Origin of the sequence: Streptomyces sp. NPDC001480, from assembly GCF_042894725.1 — a bacterium.
Classification (GTDB): domain Bacteria; phylum Actinomycetota; class Actinomycetes; order Streptomycetales; family Streptomycetaceae; genus Streptomyces.
Genome location: NZ_JBIAVX010000004.1, coordinates 14,750 through 35,032 on the forward strand (window position 1 = coordinate 14,750; position 20,283 = coordinate 35,032).

The 20,283-nt window shown below is 72.6% G+C and carries 17 protein-coding genes; 10 read left to right on the forward strand and 7 right to left on the reverse strand.

Annotation, left to right across the window (positions count from 1 at the left end; translation table 11 throughout):
* The first annotated feature begins 104 nt into the window (after positions 1 to 104).
* The 5 genes from rimO (at position 105) to ACFY01_RS10480 (ending at position 4,003) form a co-directional block, all read left to right on the forward strand.
* Entirely contained in the window at positions 105 to 1,577 is a 1,473-nt protein-coding gene (rimO, locus tag ACFY01_RS10460; RefSeq protein ID WP_390735290.1) for a 30S ribosomal protein S12 methylthiotransferase RimO, read from the forward strand.
* Positions 1,574 to 2,353, forward strand: a complete 780-nt coding sequence (gene pgsA / locus ACFY01_RS10465; protein ID WP_390735291.1) for a CDP-diacylglycerol--glycerol-3-phosphate 3-phosphatidyltransferase — start codon at positions 1,574 to 1,576, stop codon at positions 2,351 to 2,353. Before rimO ends, pgsA begins: the two co-directional genes overlap by 4 nt.
* Complete coding sequence (locus tag ACFY01_RS10470) at positions 2,350 to 2,895, forward strand: CinA family protein (protein ID WP_390735292.1); 546 nt, start codon at positions 2,350 to 2,352, stop codon at positions 2,893 to 2,895. The genes pgsA and ACFY01_RS10470 overlap by 4 nt, the downstream gene beginning before the upstream one ends.
* 109 nt (positions 2,896 to 3,004) lie before the next feature.
* Positions 3,005 to 3,379, forward strand: coding sequence for a helix-turn-helix transcriptional regulator (locus ACFY01_RS10475; RefSeq protein ID WP_361454779.1), 375 nt, complete (start codon positions 3,005 to 3,007; stop codon positions 3,377 to 3,379).
* A 153-nt stretch (positions 3,380 to 3,532) separates the two neighbouring features.
* Positions 3,533 to 4,003, forward strand: a complete 471-nt coding sequence (locus ACFY01_RS10480) for a Dps family protein (protein WP_390735293.1) — start codon at positions 3,533 to 3,535, stop codon at positions 4,001 to 4,003.
* 327 nt (positions 4,004 to 4,330) lie between these two features.
* On the opposite strand, the gene ACFY01_RS10485 is transcribed toward ACFY01_RS10480, so the two are convergent.
* From ACFY01_RS10485 to ACFY01_RS10500, 4 genes are all read right to left on the reverse strand, one after another.
* Complete coding sequence (locus ACFY01_RS10485; RefSeq protein WP_390735294.1) at positions 4,331 to 5,095, reverse strand: SDR family NAD(P)-dependent oxidoreductase; 765 nt, start codon at positions 5,093 to 5,095, stop codon at positions 4,331 to 4,333.
* Between the two features lie 32 nt (positions 5,096 to 5,127).
* The gene (locus tag ACFY01_RS10490; protein ID WP_390735295.1) at positions 5,128 to 5,973 is read right to left on the reverse strand and encodes a DNA-formamidopyrimidine glycosylase family protein; all 846 of its coding nucleotides are present in this window, start codon (positions 5,971 to 5,973) and stop codon (positions 5,128 to 5,130) included.
* Positions 5,974 to 6,043: 70 nt separating this feature from the next.
* Positions 6,044 to 10,987, reverse strand: a complete 4,944-nt coding sequence (locus ACFY01_RS10495; protein ID WP_390735296.1) for a DEAD/DEAH box helicase — start codon at positions 10,985 to 10,987, stop codon at positions 6,044 to 6,046.
* A 90-nt stretch (positions 10,988 to 11,077) separates the two neighbouring features.
* Positions 11,078 to 12,031: a hypothetical protein gene (locus ACFY01_RS10500; protein ID WP_390735297.1), complete on the reverse strand. Its 954-nt coding sequence runs from the start codon at positions 12,029 to 12,031 to the stop codon at positions 11,078 to 11,080.
* An 80-nt stretch (positions 12,032 to 12,111) separates the two neighbouring features.
* On the opposite strand from ACFY01_RS10500, the gene ACFY01_RS10505 reads away from it, so the two are divergent.
* Both ACFY01_RS10505 and ACFY01_RS10510 read left to right on the forward strand, forming a co-directional pair.
* The gene (locus ACFY01_RS10505; protein WP_390735298.1) at positions 12,112 to 12,306 is read left to right on the forward strand and encodes a DUF3046 domain-containing protein; all 195 of its coding nucleotides are present in this window, start codon (positions 12,112 to 12,114) and stop codon (positions 12,304 to 12,306) included.
* A 60-nt stretch (positions 12,307 to 12,366) separates the two neighbouring features.
* Positions 12,367 to 13,626, forward strand: a complete 1,260-nt coding sequence (locus ACFY01_RS10510; protein ID WP_390735299.1) for an AI-2E family transporter — start codon at positions 12,367 to 12,369, stop codon at positions 13,624 to 13,626.
* A gap of 9 nt (positions 13,627 to 13,635) precedes the next feature.
* Here ACFY01_RS10510 and ACFY01_RS10515 read toward each other — a convergent pair whose 3' ends face one another.
* Positions 13,636 to 14,379: a hypothetical protein gene (locus tag ACFY01_RS10515; RefSeq protein ID WP_390735300.1), complete on the reverse strand. Its 744-nt coding sequence runs from the start codon at positions 14,377 to 14,379 to the stop codon at positions 13,636 to 13,638.
* A 289-nt stretch (positions 14,380 to 14,668) separates the two neighbouring features.
* Between ACFY01_RS10515 and recA the strand changes: the two genes are divergently transcribed.
* The 3 genes from recA to ACFY01_RS10530 all read left to right on the forward strand — a co-directional run bounded on the left by recA (position 14,669) and on the right by ACFY01_RS10530 (position 19,300).
* Positions 14,669 to 15,796: a recombinase RecA gene (gene recA / locus ACFY01_RS10520; protein ID WP_390735301.1), complete on the forward strand. Its 1,128-nt coding sequence runs from the start codon at positions 14,669 to 14,671 to the stop codon at positions 15,794 to 15,796.
* A gap of 3 nt (positions 15,797 to 15,799) precedes the next feature.
* Entirely contained in the window at positions 15,800 to 16,579 is a 780-nt protein-coding gene (recX, locus tag ACFY01_RS10525) for a recombination regulator RecX (RefSeq protein WP_390735302.1), read from the forward strand.
* 183 nt (positions 16,580 to 16,762) lie between these two features.
* The gene (locus ACFY01_RS10530; RefSeq protein ID WP_390735303.1) at positions 16,763 to 19,300 is read left to right on the forward strand and encodes an FtsX-like permease family protein; all 2,538 of its coding nucleotides are present in this window, start codon (positions 16,763 to 16,765) and stop codon (positions 19,298 to 19,300) included.
* A gap of 12 nt (positions 19,301 to 19,312) precedes the next feature.
* Here ACFY01_RS10530 and ACFY01_RS10535 read toward each other — a convergent pair whose 3' ends face one another.
* Both ACFY01_RS10535 and ACFY01_RS10540 read right to left on the reverse strand, forming a co-directional pair.
* Positions 19,313 to 19,723 (reverse strand): rhodanese-like domain-containing protein, encoded by a 411-nt coding sequence (locus ACFY01_RS10535; protein WP_390735304.1) that lies wholly within the window; start codon positions 19,721 to 19,723, stop codon positions 19,313 to 19,315.
* Complete coding sequence (locus ACFY01_RS10540) at positions 19,720 to 20,247, reverse strand: cysteine dioxygenase (protein ID WP_390735305.1); 528 nt, start codon at positions 20,245 to 20,247, stop codon at positions 19,720 to 19,722. The genes ACFY01_RS10535 and ACFY01_RS10540 overlap by 4 nt, the downstream gene beginning before the upstream one ends.
* Positions 20,248 to 20,283: the final 36 nt, after the last annotated feature.

Genomic DNA, 20,283 nt, shown 5'->3' on the forward strand with positions numbered 1-20,283 from the left:
GCCGGGACCGAGCGGTCCGGAGAGAGTGTCCTCACACGGGGTTGGCCAAGATCGGCCAACCCCGTCGACGTGGGGTGTCAGCGGGACGAAGTAGTCTTGAGCCCATGCCTGAACGCCGTACCGTCGCACTAGTCACTCTCGGCTGCGCCCGTAACGAGGTGGACTCGGAGGAGCTCGCAGGCCGTTTGGAGGCGGACGGCTGGCAGCTCGTCGAGGACGCCGGGGACGCCGATGTCGCCGTGGTCAACACCTGTGGCTTCGTGGAGGCCGCCAAGAAGGACTCCGTGGACGCCCTTCTGGAGGCCAACGATCTCAAGGGCCATGGCAGAACCCAGGCCGTCGTGGCGGTGGGCTGCATGGCCGAGCGGTACGGCAAGGAGCTCGCCGAGGCCCTCCCCGAGGCCGACGGCGTGCTCGGCTTCGACGACTACACGGACATCTCCGACCGCCTCCAGACCATCCTCTCCGGCGGCATCCACGCCTCCCACACCCCGCGCGACCGCCGCAAGCTGCTGCCGATCAGCCCGGCCGAGCGGCAGACGGCGACCGATGTGGCCCTGCCCGGGCACGGCGCCCCGGCCGACCTGCCGGAGGGCCTGGCCCCGCAGTCCGGTCCCCGCGCGCCCCTGCGCCGCCGGCTGGACGGCACCCCGGTCGCCTCGGTGAAGCTCGCCTCCGGCTGTGACCGGCGCTGCTCCTTCTGCGCCATCCCGTCCTTCCGCGGCTCCTTCATCTCCCGCCGCCCGAGCGACGTGCTGAACGAGACGCGCTGGCTGGCCGAGCAGGGCGTCAAGGAGATCATGCTGGTCTCCGAGAACAACACCTCCTACGGCAAGGACCTGGGCGACATCCGCCTGCTGGAGTCCCTGCTGCCCGAGCTGGCGGAGGTCGACGGGATCGAACGTGTACGCGTCAGCTACCTCCAGCCGGCCGAGATGCGCCCGGGTCTGATCGACGTGCTGACCTCCACCCCGAAGGTCGCCCCCTACTTCGACCTGTCCTTCCAGCACTCCGCGCCCGGCGTGCTGCGCGCGATGCGGCGCTTCGGTGACACCGACCGCTTCCTGGAGCTGCTCGACACCATCCGGAGCAAGGCCCCGCAGGCCGGCGTGCGCTCGAACTTCATCGTGGGCTTCCCCGGCGAGTCCGAGGCGGACCTGGCCGAGCTGGAGCGCTTCCTGAACGGTGCGCGACTGGACGCCATCGGCGTCTTCGGCTACTCCGACGAGGAGGGCACGGAGGCGGCGACCTACGACGGCAAGCTCGACGAGGACGTCGTCGCCGAGCGGCTCGCGCACATCTCCCGGCTGGCCGAGGAACTCGTCTCGCAGCGGGCCGAGGAGCGCGTCGGTGAGACCGTGCACGTCCTCGTGGAGTCCGTGGACGACGAGGAGGGTGTGTACGGCCGCGCGGCACACCAGGCCCCGGAGACGGACGGCCAGGTGCTGCTCACCAGCGGCGCCGGCCTGGGTGTCGGCCGTATGGTCGAGGCGAAGGTGGTCGGTACGGAAGGTGTCGACCTGGTGGCCGAGCCGCTCGACGGCTCGCTCGCGTGTAGTGAGGAGGCGGACAGATGACCGGAGTCCCGGCGTCCGCCGCGGGCGGCTCCTCCGGCGCGCAGGGCGCCGCGAGCTCCGCCGGTGCCTCCGGCGCGGCGGCCGGCTCGGGCTCCGGCGCCACCGCTTCCGGTGGCTCCGCCGACGGTGGTGCGCAGGGCGGGGCGAAATCGCCCCGGGGCGCCAAGCTGGCGGCGGCGGCCGTCAACCAGGCCAGCGTCTGGAACGTCGCCAATCTGCTGACCATGCTCCGGCTGCTCCTGGTGCCCGGCTTCGTGGCCCTGATGCTGGCGGACGGCGGGTACGACCCGGCGTGGCGCTCGCTCGCCTGGGCGGCCTTCGCCGTCGCCATGATCACCGACCTGTTCGACGGTCACCTCGCGCGTACGTACAACCTCGTCACCGACTTCGGGAAGATCGCCGACCCGATCGCCGACAAGGCCATCATGGGGGCGGCGCTCATCTGCCTGTCCGGGCTGGGCGATCTGCCGTGGTGGGTCACGATCGTCATCCTCGGCCGGGAACTCGGGATCACGCTGCTGCGTTTTCTGGTCATCCGTTACGGCGTCATCCCGGCGAGCCGCGGCGGCAAGCTGAAGACGCTCACCCAGGGCGTGGCCGTGGGGATGTACGTGCTGGCACTGACGGGATGGCTGGCAACCCTGAGGTTCTGGGTGATGGCGGTGGCGGTCGTCCTGACCGTTGTGACCGGCCTCGACTATGTGAGACAGGCCATTGTGCTGCGCCGGCGGGGAATCGCCGAGCGCCGGGCGGCGTTGGAGGAGTCGGAAGCGTGAGTTCCCCGGCCACTGAAGTGGTGCGACTACTGACGGTGAAGGGCGAGACGGTCGCCGTCGCCGAGTCGCTCACCGGTGGTCTGGTAGCGGCGGAGATCACAGCTGTCCCTGGGGCGTCCAAGGTGTTCCGGGGCTCGGTCACCGCCTACGCCACTGACCTGAAGCAGGCGCTGCTGGGTGTCGACGCCACCCTGCTGGCCCAGCGCGGGGCGGTGGACGCGCAGGTCGCGGCCCAGATGGCGGCCGGGGTGCGCAAGGCGCTGGGCGCCGACTGGGGGCTCGCGACGACGGGAGTCGCCGGCCCGGACCCGCAGGACGGGCAGCCCGTCGGGACGGTCTTCGTGGCCGTGGAGGGGCCGTTCGGGACCGGTTCGGGTTCTGCCGGTGGCGGAAAAGTCGCGGCTCTGCGGTTGAACGGCAACCGTGCGGAAATTCGTATGGAGAGTGTACGGAGCGTGCTCGCACTGCTTCTCGAGCAGCTTGCGAGCGAACACAGCGGGAATGAGCGGGCACAGGATACGGAACGGAACGGGGGGTTTTGATGTTTGCAGCCCTGAGTGAACACGACATCGCTCCCCGCACGGCCGCAGCGCGAGGCGGTACGGTGGGGCGAGAAGGATGCGGCTACGCGGTCCGAGGAGGGAGCCACCGATGATTCTGCTCCGTCGCCTGCTGGGTGACGTGCTGCGTCGGCAGCGCCAGCGCCAGGGCCGTACTCTGCGCGAAGTCTCCTCGTCCGCCCGAGTTTCGCTCGGCTATCTCTCCGAGGTGGAGCGGGGGCAGAAGGAGGCTTCCTCCGAACTGCTCTCCGCCATCTGCGACGCGCTGGACGTACGGATGTCCGAGCTCATGCGGGAAGTGAGCGACGAGCTCGCCCTCGCCGAGCTGGCCCGGTCTGCCGCGGCCACCGAGCCCGTACCCACGCCGGTTCGCCCGATGCTGGGTTCCGTGTCGGTGACCGGTGTGCCACCGGAACGGGTGACCATCAAGGCGCCCGCCGAGGCGGTGGATGTCGTCGCCGCCTGACGCGACACGTCCGAGGCCCCGGCCGGGGCCGTCTCCGGGGAGACCCGGAAGGGCCCCGGCCGGGGCCTTCGTGCTGCTGCCTCCGTTTGCCGGTGTCCGGTGGCGCGGTCATGGTGGAGGGACGTGACGGGGCCGAGGCATCGGAGGGTGCGCATGTCTGTCGTGAAGAGCCCACTGCCCGACGCGGACCTGAAGACCGTCTCGGAGGCGTTGCAGGGCGCCCTCGTGGACCTGGTGGACCTGTCGCTGGTCGCCAAGCAGGTCCACTGGAACATCGTCGGCCCCAGGTTCCGCTCCATTCATCTCCAGCTCGACGAGGTCGTCGCCTCCGCGCGGACCCACTCCGACACCGTGGCGGAACGGGCGTCGACACTGGGCGTCCCGCCCGACGGACGCGCGGCCACCGTGGCGGCCGGCAGCGGCATCGCGACGGCGCCCTCGGGCTGGATCAAGGACACCGACGCGGTGCGGGCGCTCGTGGACGCGCTGGGCGCGGTGATCACACGGATGCGGGACCGGGTGGCGGCGACCGGGGAACCGGATCCGGTGTCCCAGGACATCTTCATCACCATCACCGCGGATCTCGAGAAGCACCACTGGATGTTCCAGGCCGAGAACGGGTGAGCCGGCCGGGGGATGTCGTCGCCCGGCGTTGACGCCTCGGGTTGACGCCCAGGTCGACGACTTCCCCGGCCTTGCATCAGTGAGCCGTTGGTGCGCCTCCCCGGCGGGATCGGTGGCGTTCTAGCGTCCGGCTGGAGGAGGCGGCCATGGTGGGGCGGACAGTGCGCTGGGGAGTCGTCCTGGGACTCGGGACGGTGTGGTGGTGGGCCGTGGTACGGGTCGCCGTGGGCGACGGCGGTGTGGTCGAGGGAGCGGTCGTCACCGGGGGCTGGGGGCTCAGTCTGCTGCCGGTGCACTGCGTGCCGAAGCGGCGGGCGGCGGGGGGCCTCACCAGGGCATCGCCACGCCACCGTTCGGACGCAGGATCTGGCCCGTCGTGAAGGACGACGCGTCGGACGCCAGGTGCAGCACGGCGTGCGCGATGTCGTCGGCCTCGCCGACCCGGCCGAGCGGGGACATGCGGGCCATCAGGCCCTCGGTGTGTTCCCGGGCCTCATGGTCGTGGCGGTCGGTCATCGGTGTGCGGATCCAGCCGGGAGCGACCGCGTTGACGCGGATGCCGTGCCGGCCGACCTCGGTCGCCAGCGTTTTGGTCAGCTGGACCACGGCCGCCTTCGCCGCGCCGTAGCAGAGCAGCCCCGGTCCGCCGGTGTCGATCGCGCCCGAGGCCATGGTGATGATGCTGCCCCGGGTGCGCCGGGCGAGCATCAGCCGGGCCGCCTCCTGGCAGGCGTACAGCACGCCCTTGAAGTTGACGTTCAGCACCCGGTCGAGGTCCTCGTCCCGGGTCTGGAGAACCGGGCTGCTGTGCATGACGCCGGCGATCGCCGCCATCACGTCCAGCCGCTCGCAGGAGCGGACCGCCTCGCCGAGCCGGGCGCGGTCGGTGACGTCGAGGGGGTGGGTGCGGGCGGTGCCGCCACGCTCCTCGATGAGGGCCGCCGTCTCGTGCAGGCCCTTCGCGTCCCGGTCGGCACAGTGCACCGTCGCGCCCGCCTCGGCGAGCAGGACGGCCGAGGCCCGGCCGATGCCGCTGGCGGCGCCGGTGACGAATGCGGTGCGTCCGGTGAGGTCGTACGCCTTGACGGGCATGCAGCGACGGTACGAGCGTTTCTGACGGACCGTCAATTAGTCGTGCGCCGATAACGGTCCCGCCATTTCTGCGGCGCTCCCGGCACGGGGGCCGGGCCCCGCTGGCAGGTGGGGCACCAGTAGGTGGGGCGTTCCTGGGTGCCGTCGCCCTGGTCCGCCACGCGGACCGATGTGTGGCAGCGCAGACAGGGGCGGGGTGCGCGGCCGTACACGAACAGGTCGTGGTGGCGGACGCCCGTGGTCTGCCGGACCGGGCGGTCACGGTTCGTCTCGAGGAGCTTCTTGGCGAGCGCGGGCAGCCGGCCGGCGCGGTCCGCCGGGAGCGCGCCGACGGGCAGCCACGGGGTCACGCCGAGCAGAAAGCAGAGCTCGCTCTTGTAGACGTTTCCGATGCCGGCGAGATTGCGCTGGTCGAGCAGGGCCTCACCGATCGGGCGGGCGGGGTCGGTCAGCAGGTTGGCCAGGGCGCGTTCGGGGTCCCAGTCCGGGCCGAGCAGATCGGGGCCGAGGTGTCCTACGACGCGCTCCTCCTCCCCGGTGCGCAGGAGCTCCAGGACCTGAAGGCGGTAGCCGACGGCCGCGTGGTCGGTGGTGCCGAGTACGGCCCTGATCTGGTGGGCGGGGCCGCCCCGCCAGCGCTCGTCCGGGCCGTAGACCTTCCAGGCACCCTCCATGCGCAGGTGGGTGTGCAGCGTCAGGCCGCCCTCGATCCGGGTGAACAGGTGTTTGCCGCGCGGGACGGTACTCAGGACGGTCCGGCCGGTGAGGTCGACCGTGGCGTACTTCGGCACCCGGAAGTCGCTGCGGGTCAGCACCTTGCCCGCGAGCGCGCCGTGCAGCCGCTTCGCGGTCTGCCAGACCGTGTCACCTTCGGGCATGCGTCAAGGGTGACACGACGGGGTGACACGGCGGGGTGACCCGCGGCGGACCGCGCGGCTGTCCCGTGGATCAGGCCCTGAGCCGCAGGCCGCGCGGGTTGGCGACGAACCCCGCTCCTTCCAGCAGGGCGCCGACGGGGGAGGTGAGGGCCGAGGCGCCGTTGACGCGCTCCACCGTGACCGTGCCGAGGGTGCCGGCGCGGGCGGCCGCCGCCAGGGCGTCCGCGGCCGAGCGCAGGCGGGGGTCCTCGGCCGCCTCCCTGTCCGACGCACCGGGCCAGGCCAGCAGCGTCTTGCCGCCGCGCTCCATGTACAGCGTCAGCTCGCCGTCGACCAGCACCACCAGTGAGCCCGCCTTGCGGCCCGGCTTGTGCCCCGCCCCGTCCGGCGGCTCGGGCCAGGGCAGGGCCGCACCGTAGGCGTTCGCGGGATCGGCGGCGGCCAGGACGACCGCCCGGGAGTCGGGGGCCGAAGGTGTACGGGTACGCGGGGCGCCGTACCCGGAGCCGTACGGGGAGACGGGACCGCCCCGGGGGCCGCCGTAGCCGGGCGAGGAGAGGCCGGAGGCGGCGTCGCGCGGGGAGACGTAGTCGCCCGGTCCGGCGCGGTGGTCGGCCGGCCAGTCGAAATCGGCGAAGTCCGCGATGCCGTGTTCTCCGTCGTCCCGGCCGAAGGGGTCCGCGTCCAGGTGGCTGTCGGGCGTGCCGAAGGGCTGGGGACCGGCGCCGCCGGAACCCGGGCCGGGGGGCAGCCCCTCGCCCCGCTCGCGCGCGTTGGACACCGCGCGCAGACGGTCCACGGCTCCGTCCATCGCGAACTGCGCGGCGCCGAGGCCCTCCACCACGTAGCCGCGGCGGGCCTGTCCGGTCTCCTCGAAGGCGGACAGGACGCGGTACACGGCCGAGAAACCGCCCTCGACGCCCTCCGCGGCGACCGCGCCCCGGGTGACCACGCCGTGCCGGTCGAGGAGGGCGCGGGCCAGGGCGTGGGCGCGCACGGTCTGCTCCGGCTCGCGTGGGGGGAGCAGGGACCAGCGGCCCGCGACGGTCGGCGGCCCGCTGCGGGAGACGGGCCGGGCGGCTGCCGTCAGCGAACCGTAACGCCCGCGCGGAGCCGCGCGTTTGGCGCGGTGGGCGGTGGAGCCGGCGGTGCGGCCGGAACCCAGCAGGGAGCGCATCGGCGCCAGCGTGTCGTTGGTGAGCCGCCCCGACCAGGCCAGGTCCCAGACGGCGTCGGCGAGCTGCGGATCGGTGACGTCGGGGTGGGTGGTGGCACGGACCTGGTCGGCTATCTGACGGAAGAACAGGCCGTAACCCCCCAAGAGGGCGTCCAGGACGGACTGGTGAAGGGCGGTCAGCTCCAGAGGGTGAGGCGGTGGCAGCAACAGCGGGGCCGCGTCGGCCAGGTACAGGGAGACCCAGCCGTCCTTGCCGGGCAGCGCGCCGGCGCCCGCCCACACCACCTCCCCGGCGGCGGTCAGCTCGTCGAGCATCGACGGGGTGTAGTTCGCCACGCGGGACGGCAGAACCAGCTTCTCCAGGGCGGACGCGGGCACGGACGCGCCTTGCAACTGCTCCACGGCGCGCACCAGTCCGTCCACGCCGCGCAGGCCGTGGCCCTTGCCGATGTGCTGCCACTGCGGCAGGAACTGCGCCAGCGCGGCCGGCGGCACCGGCTCCAGCTCGTGCCGCAGGGCGGCCAGCGACCGACGGCGCAGCCGGCGCAGCACGGCCGCGTCGCACCACTCCTGGCCGATGCCCGCGGGATGGAACTCACCCTGGACCACACGTCCGCCCGCGGCCAGCCGCTGCAACGCGCCCTCCGTGACCGCCACGCCCAGGCCGAAGCGGTCCGCCGCGGTGGCCGATGTGAAGGGGCCGTGGGTGCGGGCGTAGCGGGCGAGCAGGTCGCCCAGCGGGTCCTTGACCGGTTCGGTGAAGGCCTCGGGGACACCGACCGGCAGCGCCGTGCCGAGGGCGTCGCGCAGGCGGCCCGCGTCCTCGACCGCCGCCCAGTGCTCGGCGCCCGCGATGCGGACCCGGATGGCCCGGCGGGCACCGGCGAGCTCCCGCGCCCAGGGCGGCTCGGCGCCCCGCTCGGCGAGCTCGGCCTCCGTGAGCGGCCCGAGCACCCGCAGTACGTCCGCGACGCCTTCGACGTCCTTGACGCGGCGGTCCTCGGTGAGCCACTGAAGCTCCCGCTCCAGCTCGGTCAGCACCTCCGCGTCCAGCAGCTCGCGCAGCTCCGCCTGGCCCAGCAGCTCGGCCAGCAGCCGGGAGTCCAGCGACAGAGCGGCCGCGCGGCGCTCGGCGAGGGGGGAGTCGCCCTCGTACAGGAACTGGGCGACGTACCCGAAGAGCAGGGAGCGGGCGAAGGGCGAGGGCTCGGGTGTGGTGACCTCGACCAGGCGGACCTTGCGGGACTCCAGGTCGCCCATCAACTCGACGAGCCCGGGGACGTCGAAGACGTCCTGGAGGCATTCGCGGACCGCCTCCAGGACGATCGGGAACGAGCCGAACTCGCTGGCCACTTGCAGCAGCTGGGCGGCGCGCTGGCGCTGCTGCCACAGCGGTGTGCGCTTGCCGGGGTTGCGGCGCGGCAGCAGCAGGGCGCGGGCGGCGCACTCGCGGAAGCGGGACGCGAACAGCGCCGAGCCGCCGACCTGGTCGGTGACGATCTGGTCGACCTCGCCCTTGTCGAAGGCGACGTCCGCCGCGCCCACGGGGGCCTGGTCGGCGTCGTACTCCGTACCCGGGGACGCGCCGGCCTTCAGCGGTTCCTGGTCGAGCAGGTCCAGGCCCATGAGGTCGGCGTCCGGCAGCCGCAGCACGATGCCGTCGTCGGCGTGCATGACCTGGGCGTCCATGCCGTACCGCTCGGACAGGCGGGCGCCGAGCGCCAGCGCCCAGGGGGCGTGCACCTGGGCACCGAAGGGGGAGTGCACGACCACGCGCCAGTCGCCGAGCTCGTCGCGGAAGCGCTCCACGACGATCGTGCGGTCGTCCGGGACGTGACCGCAGGCCTCACGCTGCTCGTTCAGGTACGACAGCACGTTGTCCGCCGCCCACGCGTCGAGGCCGGCCGCGAGGAGCCGCAGCCGGGCGTCGTCCTCGGGCAGCGAGCCGACCTCGCGCAGGAACGCGCCCACCGCGCGGCCCAGTTCCAGCGGGCGGCCCAGCTGGTCGCCCTTCCAGAAGGGCAGCCTGCCCGGCACGCCCGGCGCGGGGGAGACCAGGACGCGGTCGCGCGTGATGTCCTCGATGCGCCAGGAGCTCGTGCCGAGCGTGAAGACGTCGCCGACCCGGGACTCGTAGACCATCTCCTCGTCGAGTTCGCCGACCCGGCCGCCGCCCTTCTTGGGGTCGGCACCGGCGAGGAAGACACCGAAGAGTCCGCGGTCGGGGATGGTGCCCCCGGAGGTGACCGCGAGGCGCTGGGCGCCCGGGCGGCCGGTGACGGTGCCGGTCACGCGGTCCCACACCACGCGTGGGCGCAGCTCGGCGAAGGCGTCGGAGGGGTAGCGGCCCGCGAGCATGTCCAGGACGGCCGTGAACGCCGATTCCGGGAGCGACGCGAAGGGGGCGGCGCGGCGGACCGTGGCGAGCAGGTCGTCGAACTGCCAGCTGTCCAGCGCCGTCATCGCGACCACTTGCTGGGCGAGGACGTCCAGGGGGTTGGCGGGCACCTTCAGGGACTCGATGGCGCCGGAGCGCATCCGCTCGGTGACCACCGCGGCCTGGACCAGGTCCCCTCGGTACTTGGGGAAGACCACGCCGGTGGAGACCGCGCCCACCTGGTGCCCCGCACGGCCGACACGCTGGAGGCCGGAGGCCACGGAGGGCGGGGACTCGACCTGGACGACGAGATCGACGGCACCCATGTCGATGCCCAGTTCGAGGCTGGATGTGGCGACCACGGCCGGGAGACGGCCGGCCTTGAGGTCCTCCTCGACCAGGGCGCGCTGCTCCTTGGAGACCGAGCCGTGGTGGGCGCGCGCGATGACCGGGGGCGCGCCGTGGGCCGCGCCGGAGCCGCCCATGAGCTCGGCCGGCGAGTGGTGTTCCTCCAGGGGTTCGCCGGTCGCCCGCTCGTACGCGATCTCGTTGAGCCGGTTGCACAGGCGCTCCGCGAGCCGCCGGGAGTTGGCGAAGACGATCGTGGAGCGGTGGGCCTGGACCAGGTCGGTGATCCGCTCCTCGACATGCGGCCAGATCGACGGCCGCTCCGCGCCCTCGTTCCCCTCGGCGACCGGCGAGCCGCCGAGCTCGCCCAGGTCCTCGACCGGGACGACGACGGAGAGGTCGAACTCCTTGCCGGACTCCGGCTGGACGATCTCCACCTTGCGGCGCGGCGAGAGATAGCGGGCCACCTCGTCCACCGGGCGGACCGTCGCGGACAGGCCGATGCGGCGGGCCGGCCTCGGCAGCAGCTCGTCGAGGCGCTCCAGGGACAGTGCGAGATGCGCGCCGCGCTTGGTGCCCGCGACCGCGTGCACCTCGTCCAGGATCACCGTCTCCACACCGGTCAGCGCGTCGCGCGTGGCCGACGTGAGCATCAGGAACAGGGACTCCGGGGTGGTGATCAGGATGTCCGGCGGCCGTGTGGACAGGGCGCGGCGTTCGGCGGCAGGGGTGTCGCCGGAGCGGATGCCGACCTTGACCTCCGGCTCGGGCAGGCCGAGCCGCACGGATTCCTGGCGGATGCCGGTCAGGGGGCTGCGCAGGTTGCGCTCCACGTCCACCGCGAGGGCCTTCAGCGGAGACACGTACAGCACGCGGCAGCGCTTCCTCGGGTCGGCGGGCGGATGCGTCGAGGCGAGCTGGTCCAGTGCGGCGAGGAACGCGGCCAGCGTCTTGCCCGAACCGGTCGGCGCGACCACCAGCACGTCCGAGCCCTCCCCGATGGCCTGCCACGCCCCCGCCTGGGCCGCGGTGGGCGCGGAGAAGGCCCCCGTGAACCAGCCGCGGGTCGCGGGGGAGAAGCCGTCGAGGGCCCGGTGTGCGGAGCTGACCATGCGTCCATCCTGCACCCCGGCTCTGACAATCGCCCTGACCTGGGAAATCGCGCCCCGTCGGGTGGCCGTGGCGAGTGAGGGTGATACCGATCAGCCGACGAATCGCCCGTACGCCCTGAGCGTGCGCAGGGCACCGATCGTCACCATGGGACGGGCCTCCAGGGCGGTGCCGGGCGCCCACTGGCGCCACCGGACGGGCCAGCCGCCGTCCTCCTGCTGGTCGGCGGCGAGGAAGTCCAGGGAGCGGGCCATCTCGTCGTCGGTGAACCAAAGACGCGCGAGGGACTGCGGGGTCCTGGCGAAGTCGTGCGGGAAGTGGTGCTCGCCCGGGGCGTAGCCGGGAGCGACCGGGTACTCACCGAGGTGGTCCGAGTCGAGCACGGCGAGCCGGTGCTCGCGCACCAGACGGCCGAGGCGGTCGGCGGCCGCCTCCGCGCGCGGGCGGTCGGGCGCCGAGTCGAGGAAGGCCACGGCGGCCTCGATCTCGTAGGGGTGGGACTTCTCCAGGGACTCCACGACCCGCCAGCAGAAGTCGGTGGCCCGGAACAGCCAGGCGTGCCACACACCATTGCGGTGCAGCAGACCCACCACCGGACCGGTGGCGAGGAGGTCGCTGGGAGGGTCGTCGACGATCGGGATGAAGGGCGCCACCGGATAGCCACGCTGGCCGGGATGGACGGCGGGCAGCGCGCCGTCCGCGGTGGAGACGGAGGTCAGATAGCGGCACACGCGCTCCACCCGCTGCCCGCCGCACCGCCCGACGGCGTCCAGCACGTGCAGCGCGTGCCCGGTGTGCAGCGGCTGGCTGACGGGGCCGCGCAGATCGGGTTCCAGCGCGTGGCCGTACCCGCCGTCGTCGTTGCGGTAGGCGTCCAGCGCCGTCTCCACCGGATCGGCGGCGCCGTTCAGGAAGTGGTACGCGAAGAGGCGCTGCTCCAGTACGCGCGCGGTGAGCCAGACGAAATGCTCGGCACGGAAGAGCGGGGAGCGTGCCGAGGGGGCGGCGGGGAGTGGGGGGAGTGGGGAAGCTCCTGTTTCGGGCATGCGTCAGACCGTAGGACGGAAAGCGGTCTCGGCATGCGGTCCTGGACGTGGCCCACCCTCAGGGGCGGGATACTGAAGTCATGCGGTTGACGGTCTTCTGGCAGCGGATGGCGGATCACTTCGGTGCGGGGTACGCCGACACCTTCGCGCGCGACCACGTGATGTCGGAGCTCGGCGGACGGACGGTGCACCAGGCGCTCGCGGAGGGCTGGGAGGCCAAGGAAGTGTGGCGCGTGGTCTGCGCCGTCATGAACGTTCCGGGGGAGAAGCGCTGATCCGTCACGGAGACCGCAGGGGTGTGCCGGGTTGTCGGTGGCGTGGGCGAGACTTGCACCGTGGCACCCACTGACGACACAGGGCAGACCGCCCAGCAGGCATCCCCTTCCGGTACGACGCCGTCCCCCCGGCCCCCGGCCGACGCCGCCGCCGCGCCGGTCGTCCGCATGCCGCGCTGGCTGCCGCGCGCCATGGTGCTCGCGCTCGCCCTCATCGCCGCCTTCCAGCTGGGCAGCTGGGCCTTCCACCAGCTGACCGGCCTGCTGATCAACATCCTCATCGCGTTCTTCCTGGCCCTGGCCATAGAACCCGCGGTGAGCCGGATGGCCGCCCGCGGCATGCGCCGCGGGTTCGCCACCTTCCTGGTCTTCCTCGGCCTGATGATCGCGACCGCGGGGTTCGTCACGCTGCTCGGGTCGATGCTCGCGGGTCAGATCATCAAGATGGTCGAGGGATTCCCGCAGTACCTCGACTCGCTCATCCACTGGGTCAACCAGACCTTCCACACCGAGCTCAGACGGGTCGACGTCCAGGAGGGTCTGCTCCACTCCGACTGGCTGCGCAAGTACGCGCAGAACAGCGCCGCCGGTGTGCTGGACGTGTCCGCCCAGGTGCTCGGCGGCCTGTTCCAGCTGCTGACGGTCACGTTGTTCTCGTTCTACTTCGCCGCCGACGGGCCGCGACTGCGCCGGGCCATCTGTTCCGTCCTGCCGCCCGCCCGCCAGGCCGAGGTGCTGCGCGCGTGGGAGATCGCCGTCGACAAGACCGGCGGCTACCTGTACTCGCGCGGCCTGATGGCGCTCATTTCGGGGATCGCGCACTACGTCCTGCTCCAGGCCCTGGGCGTGCCGTACGCGCCCGTGCTGGGTGTCTGGGTGGGGCTGGTCTCCCAGTTCATCCCCACCATCGGCACCTATCTCGCGGGCGCGCTGCCCATGCTGATCGCGTTCACCGTCAACCCCTGGTACGCGGTGTGGGTGCTGGTGTTCGTCGTGATCTACCAGCAGTTCGAGAACTACATGCTTCAGCCCAAGCTGACCTCCAAGACCGTCGACATCCACCCGGCGGTCGCCTTCGGTTCGGTCATCGCGGGCACGGCCCTCCTCGGCGCCGTCGGCGCGCTGATCGCCATCCCCGCGGTCGCCACGCTCCAGGCGTTCCTGGGCGCGTACGTCAAGCGGTACGCCGTCACGGACGATCCCCGGGTCCACGGGCACCGCGGACGGGGTCCGGGCGGGCCGGGCCTGCTCACGCGCGCCCGGCGGCTGTGGGCGCGGCCGCCGGAGACGCGCGCCTCCGAGGAGGGCGGCGGCTCCTGAGCGCGTCTCTCAGTAGGTGAGGACCGCCCACACCCCGGCCCCGGCCACGGCGACCGCGTAGCAGCCGACGGCCGCACTCACGGCCCGCTGCCGGTCCCGCTCACTCCACGAGGTCCGGGACAGCAGCCAGGCCAGCGCCGGCAGCACCAGGACGGCGTGCAGGCTCACCCCGTGCAGCGGCTTGAGCGGGGCCGTCGAGTGGTAGGCCGCCTCCTGATGGCCGGTCCGGGTGAGCACCACACCGCGCGCGATCATGGCGGTGCCCGACGCCAGCGCCACGAGCAGGATCGCGAACCCCGACCGCACCGCGAGCGGCATACCGGCGGGGCCCGACGGCCGGTGCCGGAAGGACACCACGGCGAAGACGGTGAGCAGCGCCACCAGGACACCGCCGCCGGCCGCAAGGGTCATGGACACCGCCGTGTCGAAGGGGGTCTGCATGTTGAGGTGCGAGGGCACCCGGCGCCAGGCCTGGAGGGTGATGCCGCCGACCTCCACCACGCAGTCGGCGGCGAACACGACGAGCAGGCCGGTGCGCAGCCGCGGGCCGACGCGCAGGTACGACGTGACCCAGGTGACCGCGATCAGCGTCACACCGAAGGAGAGCCCGAAGGTGACGGGCTTGCGCCAGGAGACAGGCCCCTCCCAAGGGCCACCGTCCACCGCGAACACCAGCAGATGCGCGAGGCCGGAGAGGACGAGCAGTACACCGGTCGCGTGGCAGAGGCGTTCGGCGGGGCGCGGATTCTTCATGGGCCAAGGCTCCTGGGAACACCCCCGCGTGGTCGTCGTGCGGCCGGAGGCACCCTCCGTACGCCCCGGGGAGTAGCGGAGCACCCCGCCGCGGTGCGCTTGACACGAAAATCGAACATCTATTCTTATGGAGGCTCAGGCGAGGCTCCGGGTGGGTGTTTCGACACGGTTTGAGTGGAGAAGGACCCAAGTTATCCACAGGCCGGGCCGGCGTCGGGGCGCATTGTCAGTGGCAGGCGTTAGCGTCTTTGACGTGAAGCGATCGACTCAAGCAAACCGGGTGGAACCCATGGCAGGAACCGACCGCGAGAAGGCGCTCGACGCCGCGCTCGCACAGATTGAACGGCAATTCGGCAAGGGCGCGGTCATGCGCATGGGCGAGCGGTCGAAGGAGCCCATCGAGGTCATCCCGACCGGGTCGACCGCACTCGATGTCGCCCTCGGTGTCGGCGGCCTGCCGCGCGGCCGTGTGGTGGAGATCTACGGGCCGGAGTCCTCCGGTAAGACCACCCTGACCCTGCACGCGGTGGCGAACGCGCAGAAGGCCGGCGGCCAGGTCGCCTTCGTGGACGCGGAGCACGCCCTCGACCCCGAGTACGCGCGCAAGCTCGGCGTGGACATCGACAACCTGATCCTCTCCCAGCCGGACAACGGCGAGCAGGCCCTGGAGATCGTGGACATGCTGGTCCGCTCCGGTGCCCTCGACCTCATCGTCATCGACTCCGTCGCCGCGCTCGTCCCGCGCGCGGAGATCGAGGGCGAGATGGGCGACAGCCACGTCGGTCTTCAGGCCCGTCTGATGAGCCAGGCCCTGCGGAAGATCACCAGCGCGCTCAACCAGTCCAAGACCACGGCGATCTTCATCAACCAGCTCCGCGAGAAGATCGGCGTGATGTTCGGCTCCCCGGAGACCACGACCGGTGGCCGGGCGCTGAAGTTCTACGCCTCGGTGCGCATCGACATCCGACGCATCGAGACCCTGAAGGACGGCACGGAGGCGGTCGGCAACCGCACCCGCTGCAAGGTCGTCAAGAACAAGGTCGCGCCGCCCTTCAAGCAGGCCGAGTTCGACATCCTCTACGGCCAGGGCATCAGCCGCGAGGGCGGCCTGATCGACATGGGTGTCGAGCACGGCTTCGTCCGCAAGGCCGGTGCCTGGTACACCTACGAGGGCGACCAGCTCGGCCAGGGCAAGGAGAACGCGCGCAACTTCCTGAAGGACAACCCCGACCTGGCCAACGAGATCGAGAAGAAGATCAAGGAGAAGCTGGGCGTGGGCGTGCGGCCGGAGGAGCCCGCCGCCGAGCCGGGCGCGGACGCGGCCGCCGGTGCCGCCACGGAGGACGCCGCCAAGGCGGTGCCCGCCCCGGCGGCCGCCAAGGCCACCAAGCCCAAGGCCGCCGCTGCCAAGAGCTGACCCGTGACACGACGAACCGACTGGGCCGAGTACGAGTACGCCTCCCCCGGTGCCCCACGGGGGAGGGGCACCGGGGGCGACACGGGCTCCGCCCCGGCCGGTGACGGCGGGTACGGGGACGACGGGTACGCGGGCGACCGGCCCCACGACGGCTCACGTGGTGCCGGGTCCCGTGGCGGGCGCGGGCGCGGGCGTCGCCGGCGCGGCTTCGGGGAGCCGTCCGCGTCCCGGGAAGACGAAGGCGCCCCTTCCTCGTCGAGGGCCGAGCGGGGGGAGTCTTCAGGGGACCCGGCTGAGCGGGCACGGGCGATCTGCCTGCGCCTGCTCACCGGGACCCCGCGTACGCGCAAGCAGCTCGCGGACGCCCTGCGCAAGCGGGAGATCCCCGAGGACGTGGCGGAGGAGGTGCTGTCGCGGTTCGAGGAGGTCGGGCTGATCGACGACGGGGCGTTCGCGGACGCCTGGGTGGAGTCCCGGCACCACGGCCGGGGGCTGGCCCGGCGTGCGCTCGCCCGGGAGCTGAGGACCAAGGGCGTCGACTCGGCGCTGATCGACGACGCGGTCGCTCAGCTCGACTCCGACCAGGAGGAGGCGACGGCCCGCGAGCTCGTCGCCCGCAAGCTGCGGGCCACCCGCGGCCTCGACCGCGACAAGCGCATCCGACGCCTCGCCGGCATGCTCGCCCGCAAGGGCTACCCCGAGGGCATGGCCCTCCGGGTCGTCCGGCAGGCGCTGGAGGAGGAGGGCGAGGACGCGGAGTTCCTCGAGGACGAGGGCTACTGACCGGTTTTCGGTGGGCGGGTGCCGGACGCCCGCCCGGCAGGCTCTCGCGCGGCGCGGAGCGGAGCGTCTCTGACCCCGTCGACGACAACCACGGTTTCCCGACGACGGGGTGGGGTTAACCCCCTGTGAAGACGCCTGGGCACCGCAGTGTGCGGACACCGGTGCGTCGACGACCGTGTACGCATGATGCTGCGCTACGCCCTACAGACCGTCCGTGCCCGCAAGGCGGGCTTCCTCGGGGCCTTCCTCGCCCTCATGTGCGCGGCCGCTCTCATCAGCGCCTGCGGCACTCTGCTCGAGACCGGCCTGCGTGGCACGATCCGCACCGAGCGGTACGCGGCGGCCCCCGTCGTGGTCTCCGCCGACCAGAACGTGCACCGGACCATCGTCAAGCACAAGAAGGGCAAGACGAAGGTCAAGCACAAGGCGAAACCCATCGCCGAGCGCGCCTGGTTGCCGGCGAGCCTCGAGCACACCCTCGCCCGCACTCCCGGAGTGGCCCGCGTCGTCCCCGAACTCACCTTCGTCGCCCAGCCGTTGACCCCGGCCGGCACGGGCGGCCGTACCGCCTACGGGCACGCCTGGGACTCCGCCGCGCTGACGCCGTACCAGCTGACCGCGGGCACCGCGCCCAAGGCCGCCACCGACCTCGTCATCGACCGCTACCTCGCCGCACGCGCCCGACTCGAACCCGGCGACCACCTCACCGTCCAGTCGACCCGGACCCCGCGCGGCTACCGGATCACCGGCATCGCCACCCCGGCCGCGGACGTGAGCCACCAGACGTCCCTGTTCTTCTCCACCGGCGAGGCCCGTCGCCTGGCCGCACACCCGGGGCAGGTCACCGCGTTCGGCGTGATCCCGGCTCAGGGCACCGACGCCGGCCGGCTCAAGCAGGCCGTGGCCGACGCGCTGCACGGCACCACCGCTCAGGTCAGCGCCGGTGACGCCCGCGGCCCCGTCGAGTTCCTGGACGCCGCCTCGGCCCGCGTCCGGCTGGTCAGCATGGGCGGCGCGATGGGCGGCACCTCACTGCTGGTGGCGATCCTCGTGGTCGTCGGGACCTTCGCGCTCGGCGTACAACAGCGCCACCGGGAACTCGCCCTGCTCCGCGCCATCGCCGCCACGCCCGGTCAGATCCGCAAGCTGCTCGGCCGGGAGGCCCTGATCGTCGGCGCCGCCGCCGGCACGGTGGGCGCGCTGCTCGGACTGCCGCTCGGGGGCTGGCTGCACGCCAGGTTCGTCGCCAAGGGCGCCGTCCCCGCCACGCTCCAGCACACCACCGGCGTCTTTCCCCCGCTCGCCGCCCTCGCCGCGACCCTGTTCGGCGCATGGGCCGCCGCCCGGGTCGCCTCCCGCCGGATCACCCGTATCCGACCGGCCGAGGCGCTGGCCGAGGCAAGGACCGAGCGCACCCGCCCCGCGTGGGGAAGGATCGTCGCGGGCCTGCTGCTCCTCTCCGGAGGCGTGGTTCTCGTCGTCGTGCTCACCGGTCTGCGCACCGAGCCCGCCTCGACGCCGGTGACCTTCCTGACCGTCATCGTGCTGTCCACCTCCGTCGCCCTGCTCGGCCCGCTGCTGGTGCGCGCGGCCACGCTGCTGCTGTCCGGACCGCTGCGGCTCAGCGGCCCCGGCGGCCGGCTCGCCACCGCCAACCTGCGTGGCAACGCCGCCCGGATGGCCTCGGTCGTCACCCCTCTCACTCTGCTCATCGGCATGACCTGCACCGTCCTGTTCGTCCAGTCGACCCTCGGCGACGCCGCCCGCGCCCAGGCACGCGAAGGCGTCCGCGCCGACTGGGTGGTGGCGGCTCAGGGACCGGGCGTCCCGGCCGAGGCCGCCCGTCTGCTGCGAACGGACGGCCCCGGCCGGGACGCCGTCACCGAAGTCGTCCGGACGACCGTCCGCGTCGGCCTGGACAAATACCCCGCCCAGGGCGTCACCCCGGCGGGCCTCACCCGCACCTGGGACCCGGACGTCACCGCCGGTTCCCTCAGCCGGCTCACCGCGCGCACCGTCGCCGTCAGCCAACTGGCCGCGGACCAGCAGCATCTGAAGCCCGGCAGCACCCTGAAACTCACGCTCGGCGACGGCACGCCCGCCACGCTCACCGTCGCCGCCGTCTACCGCCGGGGTCTCGGCTTCGGCGACCTGACCTTCGCGCACGACCTGGTCGCCCAGCACGTCGACAATCCGCTCGCCTCCTCGGTCCTCGTCGCCACGACCCGTACACAGACACAACTCGCGACTACACTCCGTGAGTTCCCGGGAATCCGCATTCTCTCCCCGGCGGCCGCGGACTCCCTCCAGGCGGAACGGCAGCAGGCCAACGCCGAGGTCAACTTCCTGGCCATGGGGCTGGTCCTCGCCTTCACCGCCATCGCCGTGGTCAACACGCTCGCCATGTCGGTGTCCGAGCGGGTCCGGGAGTTCGCCCTGCTCCGTCTCGCCGGGGCGACCCGCCGGCAGGTCCTGTGCATGCTGCGGACCGAGGCGTTGTCGGTGCTGCTCCTCGCCACGTCCCTCGGCAGTGGCATCGCCCTCGCCGTCCTGACCGCGTTCAGCGTCGGCATGACGGGCCGGGCCGTGCCCGCGGTCACACCCCTGCTGTACGTCACGGTCGTCGCGACCGCCGCCCTCCTCGCCCTCGTGGCCACCGCCCTGCCGGGACGTGTGGCCCTCAGGGTGCCGGCGGTGACGGTGGCGACGGCGAGGGACTAGCCCGCCGGATCGTCACGGGTTGTCCGACACCACCGGCAGCTCCGCCGCCTTCCACGCCTGGAACCCGCCGACCAGGTCGGTCGCCCGGTGCAGCCCCAGCTGGTGCAGGGAGGCGGCGGCCAGACTCGACGCGTAGCCCTCGTTGCAGATCACCACGACGGGCAGGTCGTGACCGGTCGCTTCGGGAACCCGGTGGCTGCCCCGGGGGTCGAGGCGCCACTCGAGTTCGTTGCGCTCGATGACCAGGGCGCCGGGAATCAGGCCGTCCCGGTCGCGCAGGGCGGCGTACCGGATGTCGACCAGCAGCGCGTCACCCGCCCGCGCCGCCTCGTACGCCTCCCGCGCCTCTATGCGCCGGTAGCCCGCGCGTACGCGCTCCAGCAGTTCATCGATGCCGGGCGGCTGTCCTGTCGTGCTGCTCACTGCCAGTCCTCCGGACGTTCGACCTGCTCCAGCCGGAGCACCTGTCCGGTGCGACTGTAACGGCGGATCTGGGGCAGCGGCGGGTAGTAGGCGTGCACGGAGATCGCGTGCCGCTCGGTGGACTCGTTGAGCACCTCGTGGACGTGGTGGCGGCCGAAGGAGCGGCCCTTGCCGGCCGGCAGCCGCCGCTCGCGGTCCACGTCGTCGCTGAGTTCCAGGGTCTTCCAGCCGTCGGTGGGCAGCCGGGCGGCGAGCGAGTTCTCCTTGAGCTCGCCGGCCGCGATGAGGAACGCGCCGACCGAGTCGGCGTGGTCGTGCCAGCCGGTGCCGGTGCCCGGCGGCCAGCCGATCAGCCAGGCCTCGCTGCCGCCGGGACCCTCGAGCCGCACCCAGGTGCGGCCCTCCGGGTCGAGCGGGAGCGAGGCGATGAGCTCGGCGTCGGCGGCCGTACGCCGTACGAAGTCGAAGAGGTCCGCCTGCGTGGGTGCTGAAACGGCCGCGGACACGGGGGGAGAGACAGACACGTGCACCGTCCTGAAGAGCGTTCGCCGAAGGGGCGC